9 protein-coding genes are annotated in these 12,584 nt (G+C 41.6%); 4 read left to right on the plus strand and 5 right to left on the minus strand.

The genetic code is table 11. From position 1 onward, the window contains the following. Positions 1-206: 206 nt before the first annotated feature. A complete protein-coding gene (gene arfA / locus PSH54_RS00835) occupies positions 207-407 on the plus strand; it encodes an alternative ribosome rescue factor ArfA (protein WP_024032961.1) in 201 nt (66 codons plus the stop codon). A 31-nt stretch (positions 408-438) separates the two neighbouring features. On the opposite strand, the gene PSH54_RS00840 is transcribed toward arfA, so the two are convergent. Next, positions 439-1,002, minus strand: a complete 564-nt coding sequence (locus PSH54_RS00840; protein WP_024032960.1) for a cytochrome b — start codon at positions 1,000-1,002, stop codon at positions 439-441. Between the two features lie 800 nt (positions 1,003-1,802). After that, positions 1,803-2,771, minus strand: coding sequence for a helix-turn-helix domain-containing protein (locus tag PSH54_RS00845; RefSeq protein WP_273605201.1), 969 nt, complete (start codon positions 2,769-2,771; stop codon positions 1,803-1,805). A gap of 219 nt (positions 2,772-2,990) precedes the next feature. Here PSH54_RS00845 and PSH54_RS00850 point away from each other — a divergent pair, with 219 nt between their 5' ends. From PSH54_RS00850 to eat, 3 genes are read left to right on the plus strand one after another with little or no spacing between them, the layout of a single operon-like run. Then, a complete protein-coding gene (locus PSH54_RS00850; RefSeq protein WP_054982089.1) occupies positions 2,991-4,394 on the plus strand; it encodes an ethanolamine ammonia-lyase subunit EutB in 1,404 nt (467 codons plus the stop codon). Further along, positions 4,394-5,272: an ethanolamine ammonia-lyase subunit EutC gene (gene eutC, locus PSH54_RS00855; RefSeq protein WP_273605202.1), complete on the plus strand. Its 879-nt coding sequence runs from the start codon at positions 4,394-4,396 to the stop codon at positions 5,270-5,272. The genes PSH54_RS00850 and eutC overlap by 1 nt, the downstream gene beginning before the upstream one ends. A gap of 20 nt (positions 5,273-5,292) precedes the next feature. Further along, the gene (gene eat / locus PSH54_RS00860) at positions 5,293-6,696 is read left to right on the plus strand and encodes an ethanolamine permease (RefSeq protein ID WP_273605203.1); all 1,404 of its coding nucleotides are present in this window, start codon (positions 5,293-5,295) and stop codon (positions 6,694-6,696) included. A 402-nt stretch (positions 6,697-7,098) separates the two neighbouring features. Here eat and PSH54_RS00865 read toward each other — a convergent pair whose 3' ends face one another. The 3 genes from PSH54_RS00865 to PSH54_RS00875 form a co-directional block, all read right to left on the minus strand. Then, positions 7,099-8,598, minus strand: coding sequence for a phospholipase effector Tle1 domain-containing protein (locus PSH54_RS00865; RefSeq protein WP_273605204.1), 1,500 nt, complete (start codon positions 8,596-8,598; stop codon positions 7,099-7,101). Between the two features lie 111 nt (positions 8,599-8,709). Continuing rightward, positions 8,710-10,800, minus strand: coding sequence for a cupric reductase (locus tag PSH54_RS00870; RefSeq protein ID WP_273605205.1), 2,091 nt, complete (start codon positions 10,798-10,800; stop codon positions 8,710-8,712). Between the two features lie 135 nt (positions 10,801-10,935). Continuing rightward, positions 10,936-12,240, minus strand: coding sequence for an NAD(P)/FAD-dependent oxidoreductase (locus PSH54_RS00875; protein ID WP_004586960.1), 1,305 nt, complete (start codon positions 12,238-12,240; stop codon positions 10,936-10,938). Between the last annotated feature and the right edge of the window lie 344 nt (positions 12,241-12,584).

The raw sequence follows: 12,584 nt of genomic DNA on the forward strand, positions 1-12,584 counted from the left end.
AAACCTATTTAACCTGAATTCTGGTTAAGAGATATACCAACATATTTTATTATCCAGCGTTCAGGTTACTCAGCGCAGTTATTTACTGCGCTTTTTTATGTTTAGTTATTATGAAAAAGAGCGTTAAAACACTTGCAAGGTTGAAAATTAGGCATACAATCGCCACTTCTTAAGGTTCTTATTGTTATAAATAGTTAGGAAATAAAATGGCTAAAAAATCGAAAACCAAAGCCGCAAATAATAGTGCGGTAGACACCGGCCGAGGTGTTATTAATCATAATGCGCTGGCGGCGCTAGTAACCTCTAAAGTGTTTAAACCTCAAGTGGTTAAAGCTAAAAAAGGGAAAGGCTCGTTTAAGCGCAATAACAAACACGTAGGACGAGAGTCTTATTTAATCGCGGCTTAAATAGCACCGATTAAATAAGACTTTTAACTACCTACTTTTTGCCAAGCATACGCGTAAGGGTGTTGTCTTTATCAATAATATGGTGCTTTAAAGCGCCCACAATATGTAAACCTAACGCGATAAGAAGCGCATTTGCTGTAATACCGTGAACGGTTTTTCCTATCTCAGCTAAGCCTTGGTTAAAAGCGAGGCTTTTTTGTGGGTTTTCTGGGTTGGGGTTGTGCGGTATAAGCTCTAGCCCGAACACATCCACGCCGTGCCCACCAAAGCCCGACATAATCAGCCCCGAAATAGGCATAAGTAACATGCTTATTATAAGAACGTAATGCACAATTTTAGCTAACACTTGCTCATAATTTGGGTGTTTAACATCGTGCTTTGGCCAACCATTTACAATGCGCCATGTTACTCTTAATAACGCAAAAGCAAGCAGCATTACGCCAAATGACTTGTGCCAACTCATTAGAAAAAACGCTTTAAAGTTTTCCATATATAGGCCTGAGCCTAATAACCCAATAATTAAAATAGCTACAATCCAATGCAGGCTTATGGTGGTTTTGCTTAACGTACTTGTTGTATCTTTTGTAAGTTTCATTGTGGTTATTCCTAACTTAAAAAGTGGCGCTTAGTTGCGTGTACAATTGAATAATCTACATTAATGCAGCTAGCTTAAACTACAGAGGGTTAAAGTAGGGTTAACGAAACTTATTTTTTAAATTTAAAAGGATAAACCCGCAACGTGAAGTGAAAGTTGTAGGCGCGAAGCTTGCTCGCGCAAGATGCTAGTTACTTCTCTAAAAGTGAAGCGCCTCTTAACCTCTTTGTGATTAATTGAGCTTTAATACAAAAATGCACAAAGAGAAGGGATAGAGAAGTAAATGAGAAGTGAAAGTGGTAGGCGCGAAACTTGCTCTCGCAAGATGTTAGTTACTTCTCTAAAAGCGAAGCGCCTCTGAGCCTCTTTGTGATTAATTGATCTTTAATACAAAAATGCACAAAGAGAAGGGAATGAGGAGAAAATGAGAAGTGAAAATTGTAGGCGCGAAGCTTGCTCGCGCAAGATGATAGTTACTTTTCTAAAAGCGACGCGCCTCTAAGCCTCTTTGTGATTAATTGAGCTTTAATACAAAAATGCACAAAGAGAAGGGATAGAGAAGTAAATGAGAAGTGAAAGTTGTAGGCGCGAAGCTTGCTCGCGCCAGACATTAGTTGCTTTTCTAAAAGCGAAGCGCCTCTAAGCCTCTTTGTGATTAATTGATCTTTAATACAAAAATGCACAAAGAGAAGGGAATGAGGAGTAAATGAGAAGTGAAAGTTGTAGGCGCGAAACTTGCTCTCGCAAGATGTTAGTTACTTCTCTAAAAGCGAAGCTTACTCACGCGCGATGCTAAGCATCTAAAAATCTAGGCCACTTTCTTTTAAATTATTGGCGATGGTTTGAGAGGGGTTTTCACCAAATAACTGCGTGTAATCTTTAGTAAATTGCCCTGCGTGCCAAAACCCCCAATTGGCCGCTATGATTGATATAGGCTTAGTTTGTCCAACCACTTTAAGCTCGCGCCTTACATTGTTAAGTCGAGTTAAACGTAAAAACCTAAGCGGGTTAATACCTAAAATGCTTTCGAAACTGTACTGCAACGTGCGCCTACTAACAAAAGTAAGCTCGCAAAGTTCGGTTATGGTTATTGTTTTTTGTGGGTTGGCTGCCACGTACTCTTTTACTTTATCGACCACCGCTTTACGGTGTTTGTAGCTTGGGGCTATGTTTTGCTGCGGGTTATCGGCTTGCAATAAGTGTAGTGCTAACATACTAAGCATATCTTGCTGTGACTCTGGTTTAAGCCCAAAGCCTTTGTTTATAACCATACTGTTAATAATTTGCCTTGCTGTTTGCAGCGATGAGTCACTAACCGTTAAACGAGCAGATTGTGCAGATGATAGGTTTTTAATTGTTACGCCTTGTAACTGCGCCATGTACTCAATGGAATGCCAATCAATAACCAAACCGTAAATATCAAATTGCTCAGGGGTAATTAGCTCAAAGTCACTGCTGCTGGTACGGCACATAAATTGATTGCTCGCTACATCAAGGCCATTAATTTTGCTTTGTTGCGACTGACTCGGTATGCCAAGCCAAATAGAGTTAGGAGCTATGTTGCATTGCTGGCGCAGCGCACGCTCGGTGTACTCTTTAAAAGCATGAATATCGTTGTAATTTACGCCTTCTATACAGCCATAAAAGCGGCCATCGCTTACTTGGTCGTACTTTTGCTGCCATTGAGTGAGGTTATGGGCTTGCTCGTCAATATCGTGCGTGTATACCTTGCTCTTTTGTGGTGCGTTGTTGCTGCCTTGCTGCGCCATATAGGTGATGCTCTTTTAAAGTAAACATATTTTTAGTTTAAGTGAATGCCAAATAAAGGCATTAACTTACTGAAATAAAATAATAAAACGTGATTTGCCAAAATTCGATAGCCACTTGGTACAAATTAAGCCTTCTTGTGACTATTCAAAATTGATTTATAGCTTATATGAGGCAAGACCTATACCAAGGTTTGTAATATTAGTTATGCGGAGTAAATCATGGGGCATACGTACAGTTATACTTTAGGAACACATACTTATCAATTCAAGAGCTTAGCGCAGTTAATGGCTAAAGCTACGCCACAGCGCTCGGGTGATAGGTTAGCGGGAGTTATTGCACAATCGGCACAAGAGCGCGCTGTAGCGCAGATGACATTGGCCGAAGTACCGCTAAAAACATTTTTAAACGATGTACTTATTCCCTACGAGCAAGACGAAATTACACGCCTTATTATTGATGAGCACGATGCAAACGCTTTTAAGCTTATATCGCACTTAACCGTGGGAGATTTTAGAAACTGGTTATTAAGTGATTTTGCAACGCCTGCGGTACTTGCAAGTGTTAGGCAAGCCATTACCCCTGAAATGGCCGCTGCGGTAAGTAAAATAATGCGTAATCAAGATCTCATACTTGTTGCTAAAAAGTGCCACGTAAAAAGCGCGTTTAGAAACACCATAGGTTTGCCTGGGCATTTATCAACCCGCTTGCAACCTAACCACCCAACCGATGACATAAATGGTATAGCTGCCTGCATGCTCGATGGCCTTTTATACGGCAATGGCGATGCGGTAATTGGCATTAATCCCGCCACCGACAACGTAGCGCAAGCCATTAAGTTAATGACGCTGATGGATGATGTAATTCAAAAATACGAAATTCCAACACAAAGCTGCGTGCTTACCCATGTGACTAACACCATAGAATGCATAGAAGCAGGTGCGCCCGTTGATTTAGTGTTTCAGTCTATAGGCGGTACAGAGGCTACAAATTCAAGCTTTGGTTTTAATTTAAATACACTAGCAGAGGCGCAAGATGCTGCGCTGAGCTTAAAGCGTGGCACGGTTGGCAATAATGTAATGTATTTTGAAACCGGGCAAGGCAGCTCGCTTTCGGCTAATGCACACCATGGGCTTGACCAACAAACCTGTGAGGCGCGTGCTTATGCTGTAGCACGCAAGTTTAACCCTTTATTAGTTAATACCGTTGTAGGCTTTATTGGCCCCGAGTATTTATTTGATGGTAAAGAAATTACCCGCGCAGGGCTTGAAGATCACTTTTGTGCCAAGCTTTTAGGCATACCTATGGGGTGCGATGTGTGTTACACCAACCACGCCGAGGCCGACCAAAACGATATGGATAACTTACTCACCTTATTAGGCGTGGCGGGTTGCTCGTTTGTAATGGGGATTCCAGGCTCGGACGATATTATGCTTAATTACCAAACTACCTCATTTCATGATGCCTTATATGTGCGCCGAGTTTTAGGCTCGCGCCCAGCGCCCGAGTTTGAAGCGTGGCTTAGCAAAATGAAAATTATGGAAAATACCGCCGAGACTATTTTATCAAACACCTTACCAACTGCCTTTGCTAAGCCATTAAAAGCAGTACAAGGAGGGATGTAATGAAAGCGGTTAAAAGCATAAACACGCAAAGCAGCCACGATCACGATAATGGCAAAGTGGTTGAAAACCCATGGAGCGATTTACGTCGTTTTACCGATGCCCGTATAGGCCTTGGCCGCGCAGGCATTAGTTTACCTACATCTGAAATGCTAGCGTTTCAGCTATCGCATGCTCAGGCGCGCGATGCGGTTAACTTTCCGTTAGATATTAGCGAAATGACAAAAACACTCAGTGCTATTGATGCGCTTAGCGAGGTTGAAAAACCGCTAAGTGTACAAAGTGAGGCTGTTGATCGTGTTACTTATTTACAGCGCCCCGATTTAGGACGAAAGCTAAACCAAGCAGGGCGTACAACGCTTTTAAACACTATGCAAAATAGGCAAAACAGTACTCAGGCGCAATACGATTTAGCCATTGTAGTAGTTGATGGGCTTTCGTCGTTGGCGGTACAAAAAAACGCAGAGCCATTTATAAGCGAGCTTTTAAAGCAGCTTCCTACTGAGCCCTCACCTTACAAAATTGCGCCAATTACCCTAGTAGAGCAAGGCCGCGTAGCGATTGGTGATGATATTGGCGAGCTGCTAAATGCACAAGTGGTAATGGTATTAATTGGTGAGCGCCCGGGGCTTAGCTCCCCCGACAGTCTTGGCCTTTACTTAACGTGGGAGCCAAAAACAGGGCTTAACGATGCGTGCCGTAATTGTATTTCTAATATTCGCCCTGCAGGGCTTAGCTACTTTGAGGCTGCCCGAAGAGCCGTATATTTACTGCAAGAGGCCAAAAAGTGCGGGCTTACTGGGGTTAACTTAAAAGACAGAACACAAGACGATGTAATAGAGCATCAGGTTCAAACCACAAATTTTTTAATCGCGGAATAAAACCATAAAAAGAGGTCAATATGTCTAATAACAATAAAGAGTATCTTGCACAAAGGCAGTTAAAAAGTGGTACTGCGGGCTGGTTATTGCTTGCAGGGCTAGGGGTGTCGTATGTAATTTCGGGCGACTTTGCAGGCTGGAACTTTGGCATAGCCGAAGCCGGTTGGGGCGGATTTGCCATTGCTGCGGTGTTAATGGCAATAATGTATTTAACGCTGGTGTTATCGCTTGCTGAAATGTCGGCAGCAATTCCTGCTGCGGGTGGCGGTTACAGTTTTGCGCGTCAAGCGATGGGCCCTGCTGGGGGTTATTTAACTGGTCTTGCGGTATTAATTGAATATGCATTAGCCCCCGCCGCCATTGTTATATTTATTGGCTCGGCGGTTGAGGCGTTAACGGGTTTTAATGGCCCGTGGGTATATGCACTGTTTTACTTAACGTTTGTAGGTATTCACTTAGCGGGTGTGGGTGAAGCGCTAAAAGTAATGATGGTGATAAGTGGCTTAGCAGTATTGGCTATTATTGCCACCGCCGTGGCGTTAATTGCTAATTTTGACGCGGCTAATTTATTTGATGTTGCGGTAACTAATGCTGCAGGTGCAAATGAATTTTTACCACTTGGTTGGTATGGTGTGTGGGCTGCATTGCCTTTTGCTATGTGGTTATTCTTAGCAGTAGAAGGCGTGCCGCTTGCTGCCGAAGAAGCTAAAAATCCGGCTAAAGATGTACCTAAAGGCATTATTGGCGCTATGTTATTTTTACTGTTTACCGCTTTACTTGTTGTGGTATTAGTTCCAGCTGCTGGTGGTGCAAACGCAATGGGCGCCAGTGCAATTCCTTTAGTTGATGCGCTTAACGCCACGGGGAATACAAGCTTAGCCACTGTGGTAAATATTTTAGGCTTAGCGGGATTGGTCGCGTCGTTCTTTTCGATTATTTATGGTTATAGCCGTTTAGTGTTTGCGCTTTCGCGTGCGGGCTATTTACCGCGTTCGTTATCAATTACTACAGAGCGCAAAGTACCCGCGCGTGCGTTAATTGTACCCGCTATTTTTGGATTTATTGCCTCACTGAGTGGCGAGGGCGATTTAATGTTAGCTATGGCGGTGGTAGGTGCAACGGTATCGTATGCGTTAATGGCGCTGAGCCATATTATGTTGCGTATTAAGCAACCTAATTTAGCTCGCCCGTATAAAACGCCAGGTGGCGTGGTTACATCGGGTATTGCGTTAGTGTTATCGCTTATTGCATTAACGGGTGTGTATGCGTTTGACCCTCGTGCATTTTTATACACCGTAGTGCTATTTGTGATTGGTGCAGCTTATTACTTTGGCTATAGCGCTAAGCATTTAGTCGCTAAAAGTGCGGATGAAGAGTTTGCCATGCTTGCCGATGCTGAAGCGGACTTAGCCGCCTCAAATTAAGGGGATTAACACTAGGGTAAAAGCGTTGCTTTTAAAACGCCAGCAAGCTGCGCGTCTACAGGGTAATTTACCTCGGTGTTAATTTTGTCGGTAGGCGCGAAGCTTGCTCGCGTAAAATGCTCGTTACTTCTCTAAAAGTGAAGCGCCTCTAAGCCTCTTTGTGGTTTATTGATCTTTAATACAATATGCACAAAGAGAAGAGAGAGAAGTAAACGAGCAGCCAAAGTAAATTAGTATAAGTTATCTGTATATCACCACCGAGTACACCGAGGCGCTTCGCGCTACACACAGAAAACACGCGTAACGTTTAGTCACTTCTCTAGGTATTCTCCTTCGCTTCTCGGTGGTTCCCAGTTAAAGCGTTGCTTTTAAACGCCAGCAAGCTGCGCACCTACAGCCCATTTAACTTATGCGGGTTACTTTTACTTTTATTTTTCCTGCATTGGCGCCGTAAAATCGGCTTAAGTCATTGGCAAATGGGCTAAATTCACCTGATTTAGTAATGGTTACTGTAGCGCCATTGGCTATTTCAAATAAATATTCGTCGTTATTGTTAATTGCGCCAACCAAAGAGAACCACTGCGCTCTTGGAAGTCGTCTAAATGGTTCAAGCAATGCCATGGGGATTTCTTTAACCCCTAATTGCACATTATCGCGGTGCCAGCCGCTTGAGGTGCATTTTATACCGTCGTCATACCAAAATTGATTGGGATAGGGTTCAAACTTATAAGTTGCGCCTTCAACTAACATAAGCCCTGTATTGTTATGTGCCTCGCTGGCAAACACTATTACATCTTGGCTTTGCGAAACTTGTAATACGCTCATGTTTTGGTTTTCAAGGGCAATGTGTTGGCTTAAACCAGTAAAGCTTAATGTGCTGTTATCGTTATACCTAATTTTGTAATGCAGGTTTTTAAGCGATTCTGGGCGATAGCTAGTTAGTTTATTAATTCGTGTAGCTACGCTTTGATGTATATGTGGTTCTAAGTTGCTGGCTTCGTTATCAATAAGTACATAGCACTCCCTATCCACCAATTTAAAAAAGGGATTAAACCAAAAGTAATTTTGCTGATGGCTTAAAGCCAGAGGATCGGGCGTTACGGTTACATCGTCTTGGTCAACTAATTTACTGCCAGGCAATAAGGTTTCGTAGTCAATGTCGTGGCTGGTTAATAAGCTAATATTAAGTGGTTGCTCAATTAACCATTCAAGCGCATAGCGCAGGCAAATATCAGCTAGGCCATCGCGGTAATAACCGCCGCCAATATCTGAATGCGCCCCTGCAAACCAAAGCTCGGTAATATTATTTTGATGGTTCATTAGGGTGGGTTCAAACGCACGGCGTTTTTCATCAAGCGCTACGCAGTGTAGTGCCTGCGAAATATTATTAGCAATGGTGTGGTTTTCAAATATTACATGCTCGGCACCGCGCGTTGCTTTACTGACTTTCGATAAACCAATTGAGGCCACAGTATCAAATACACATACGTAAACATTATCGCTAATTAAAGGTTCTAGGATTTTTGCAAAACGCCTAGCGAGTGCGCCGCCTCGGCTAAAGCCGGTAAGTAAAAGGGTATCGCCTAGTTGGTAATGCGCTTTAAAATCACCCATGGCTTGATTTAAAATACTAGCAACATCGTCACCACGTGGCGCTAAAGTTTGGTTTAAAATACGTTTTAAGCGGCTACCTTTAGTGCCAATACCTTGATAATAAAAGCTAAGCTGGTTTGTAAATGGAGTGGTGGGGGAGTCATCGAGTTTGCCGCCTAATAATAAATGCAGCTTAAGAATATTAGAAATACTACTGTCTTCTTTAAAATGGTCTGAGCTAAATTGCTCTGCATCGCGAGGCTCGCCCCCAGTACCATCAAAATTAAAAATTAGCGTTTTACCCGTCATAGCCCTAATCCTTTAATTGTTTTAAATACTCTACACAGGCAATGTTAAATATTAAAGACATTAATTTTTCAAATAGCACGCTAAGAGGCGTTAGCGTGCTTAGCGGGTTATTTAGTGATTATCAAACATATAATGATTTAGCTCTGTGCCCTGGGCAGGCTTAAGCGCTGGGTTTAGCTGAATTAACTGCTGATAAACCTCAGGGTAAAACATTTTTAATCGTGCTACGCGGGCTAAGTGGTTTGGCTCAAATTTTTCCACAAGCTGCAAAGCTAAAGGAATCATTGGGCTTAACTCCCCTTTGGTGTAACTTTGCTCTAGTGCTAAGTCGAGTATATCTACGCCAAGCTTACTTGGATCAGCCGGTATTTTATTATCAATTAAAAATTGTACTGCCTCAGAAGAAGACGATGCAGCTTGTGTATAAACGTCGCGCCCATGTATATCGGTAATCGAAAAATCAAAACCCGCCTGTGCGAGTGCTTGCCAATGATTTAGCGAAAAGCGGCTTAATCGTGTTAACTCACGCGGTGGCTTAGGGTTTATGCGGTTTTGCCAAGTAGTGATTAAATCATCAGGGTTTAAGAGTAATAAAGAAAAAAGCGTATCGGTTTCGGCTTGAGTTAATACCGTACTGAGGCTGTATTCATAAGCCTTTTGATATTCTTTCTTAGATAAATATTCGTTAAATGTGCTTTGGCTTCTATCGTTTGAAAGCTGGTTACTCAGACTACTCCACCAATAATTGACTAAAACAGGGTCTATATCGTGCAAAACACGTACAAAGTTAGATCCGTGCTTATTTTTAACCTGTTGAACTTTGTCATAAGCTTGCATTACTGTGTGCAGCTGCTCTGTATCTTTTAACTGTTGTTGTAACAGCTCACAGTTTTGCCTTTTATTGTTTAGCTGCGCTTTTTGCTGCTTTAAATCTACTAAAAAAAGGGCAACATCAGAATTATCAGGCTCAGTTATTTGGGGTAACGCGTTATTGTTAATTTTACTAATAGGGCTAAAGTAAGCGTATTGCGCTGGGTTGTCCTGCTTATTAATATAGGCCCCTTGCTGGTAAATAAAGTCATTTACAAAAAATACCCCTTTGCTATTTAGGTCTTCATTCGCATTGCCGCTATGTGCTTTGTAACCACGCTTTTTAAGATAATCTAAAAGCTGGGTGTGCTTAGTATCTAATGGGGCTAGGGTTAAGTTACCGCTTTTAGGCAGGTTTACAATAGCCACGTCTAAACCTGTAAATAGGCCTGGCTCGTTGGTTGGCGTAATCCCTTTTGTTTGCAGTGCTTTTACAAGAGGTAAATTAAATTTACTGACCGCAATATCGGCTAAGTTATATAAAACAGTGTTTTTTTCGTATAACGGCATGGCATCTAGCACGGGAACTTGCTGTAAAAGCGCAATAATATACTCATTAGGAATATCGTTTTTTATAGCGGTAGCCACTTCATTCACTGTAAATTGGTTAGATGAAATAGCCTGCTCAAACTCTTTTGGCGTAAATTTATTTGCATTAAGCACAAACAATGTCGCTGGAGAAATTACCTCACTGCCTTCAAGTTTAATAAAGGTTTTAGAGTAAGTGGTAAATGTATCGGTGTTGTTTAATAAAGCATAAAGGGTTTCTTTTTGTACATTTTCATCAAGGGGTACACTCAGAGTAAGTCCTGGAGGGTTATGCTTATTATCTCCAAGCTGTTGAATCATTTCTTTTACTTTATCATTGGTGAAGCCCTTAATTGCCTCAATACCTTGCCAATTAGCTAACTCGTTTAAAGAGCTAGTAATGTTAAGTTGCTGCTTTTGCTCTGCAATAATGGCATCTTTTAAAAGGGCAATGTATGTACGCTGATTGATTTTTGATAAATCTGTATACTTTAAAAGCGTGGATACCGATGTCCCTTTTTTAAGTTCACTTACAAAAAATGAAACAAGCGATTGATTCAATGTTTGTACTTTATTGCTTTGTTGTTGTGACTGATCTCTACACAGGCTAATCTGTTTTTTTAGTTTATTAACTACCTGTAGCGGTGAGTCCTCATTTGGCTGCTTTTTATTAACTACGCTGGTCTGAGAGGTGGTTGGTTTAACTTGTTCTGCTTGCTCTACAGCTACAGAGTGCGGTTGAGTTTGAAAAAAATAAACAGCTAAAGCAGTGATTATTACAATCCCAAAAAGTACTTTTTTCATTAGCGTCAATCCCTTGAATTACAATTACATCTAACTGCATGGTACTATTTTAGATACGCATAAAGCAAAAAAGCTTTAAAAGATAATTTACATTACCTATTAAAGCTTCTTGACTATTTAGCTGCTGTTTATGTTCTAGTGCAGTTTCATTTTAGGGCGTACTACGCGCAGTACTTTTTCGCTTATCCATAACGCAAAGGTTTTTGCGCTGCCGTGTATGGCGCGCTGGTGCATGCGATACAGTGATATATACATAAAGCGAGCAATTTTACCTTCTATAAAAAAGGTATTGCTGGTTAAGTTACCCATTAAATTACCTACCGTACTGTAGCGCGATAAGTTAACGAGAGAGCCATGGTCGCTATATTTAAAGCCGCATAATGGCTGTTGTTTTAACGTGGCAATGAGGTTTTTTTCTACACATAGCGCCATTTGATGCGCCGATTGCGCACGCGGTGGAACGAGCTTTCCGTCTTCTTGGGTAAAGGCGCAGCAATCACCAATAACAAAAATGCTTTCATCTACGGTGCTTTGTAAAAACTCGTTTACTTGAATTTGGTTGCTACGAGTAAGCTCAAAAATACCTAAATCTTTAATAAAATCTGGCGCTTTTACACCTGCAGCCCATACCATTATATCGGCGTCTATGTGTTCTTCGTCTTTTGTGATAAACCCTTGTTCGGTGGCTTCTTTTACCAGTGTTTGCTCTCGTACGTTTACGCCGAGTTTTAATAACTCGCGCTTTGCGCTATCGGCTATGCGCTCGGGTAGGGCGGGCAAAATACGGGGCCCCGCTTCTATTAAATGAATATGTAAACGCTTAGACGACATATTTGTAAGGCCGTAAAGCTTTAATAATTCAGATACATGGTAAAGCTCTGCCGAGAGCTCAACACCGGTTGCGCCGCCGCCCACAATGGCAATATTTAATGATTGCTGTTGGTTATCGTCTTGGTGAAGGCGAGTAAAGCTGTCGAGTAATGAATGCTGAAAGCGCTCAGCTTGCTGGTTTGAGTCTAAAAAGTAGCAATGATCTTTTATGCCTGGGGTATTAAAGTCGTTGCTTACGCTGCCAATGGCAATAACAAGGTGGTCGTAGCGTACGCTGCGCTGTGGCAAAATAGTGTGGCCTAGCTCATCAAGGTGCGGTGCAAGGGTAATGGTTTTATTGCTTTGGTCTATATCGCAAAATGTACCAAGCTGAAAATTATAATGATGTTTTGCAGCGTGGGCTGAATACACAACGCCATCTAAATCAGGGTCAATAGAGCCTGTCGCTACTTCGTGTAGTAACGGCTTCCATATGTGGGTGCGGTTTTTATCGATTAAAAGAATTTCGGCTTGTTTTTTCTTCCCTAATTTATGCCCTAATTGTGTTGCCAGCTCTAGTCCGCCTGCGCCACCGCCAATAACGACGATTTTAGGTTTAGTTATATTCATAGCAATGCCCTTAAAAAATAATATACCCAAATAATCTGCTTATAACGCTTATAAAAAATCACTTGGGTATACAAAATTAGCTTGGCTGTTAGCACCATTGAGCATCTGCTGCGTATTTTGCGCCTAAATAAAACATATGTCAGCAATTGATAAGCTTATTTGTTGTATACTAAGGTCTAAATTGCCTCAATATGAAAAATTTAGCGCTTTACAAGGCCCTAATATAAAGGCGTTATTTTACATAAAAGGCAGCTTGCTTTTAATAGGGTGTAACGCTGATATTAAAAGCTTTTAAATCTTTTAATCTATTGATTTAAAATAGGTTTTAGTGCTTTGTTGATTGT

This window comes from Pseudoalteromonas sp. Angola-30, assembly GCF_028599215.1.
GTDB classification, from domain to species: Bacteria; Pseudomonadota; Gammaproteobacteria; order Enterobacterales; family Alteromonadaceae; genus Pseudoalteromonas; species Pseudoalteromonas atlantica.

What these genes read in the sequence shown, in the direction of transcription:
- arfA (WP_024032961.1), top strand. Translation starts at nt 207, where the DNA reads ATGGCTAAAAAATCGAAAACCAAAGCCGCAAATAATAGTGCGGTAGAC.
- PSH54_RS00840 (WP_024032960.1), bottom strand. Translation starts at nt 1,002, where the DNA reads ATGAAACTTACAAAAGATACAACAAGTACGTTAAGCAAAACCACCATA.
- PSH54_RS00845 (WP_273605201.1), bottom strand. Translation starts at nt 2,771, where the DNA reads ATGGCGCAGCAAGGCAGCAACAACGCACCACAAAAGAGCAAGGTATAC.
- PSH54_RS00850 (WP_054982089.1), top strand. Translation starts at nt 2,991, where the DNA reads ATGGGGCATACGTACAGTTATACTTTAGGAACACATACTTATCAATTC.
- eutC (WP_273605202.1), top strand. Translation starts at nt 4,394, where the DNA reads ATGAAAGCGGTTAAAAGCATAAACACGCAAAGCAGCCACGATCACGAT.
- eat (WP_273605203.1), top strand. Translation starts at nt 5,293, where the DNA reads ATGTCTAATAACAATAAAGAGTATCTTGCACAAAGGCAGTTAAAAAGT.
- PSH54_RS00865 (WP_273605204.1), bottom strand. Translation starts at nt 8,598, where the DNA reads ATGACGGGTAAAACGCTAATTTTTAATTTTGATGGTACTGGGGGCGAG.
- PSH54_RS00870 (WP_273605205.1), bottom strand. Translation starts at nt 10,800, where the DNA reads ATGAAAAAAGTACTTTTTGGGATTGTAATAATCACTGCTTTAGCTGTT.
- PSH54_RS00875 (WP_004586960.1), bottom strand. Translation starts at nt 12,240, where the DNA reads ATGAATATAACTAAACCTAAAATCGTCGTTATTGGCGGTGGCGCAGGC.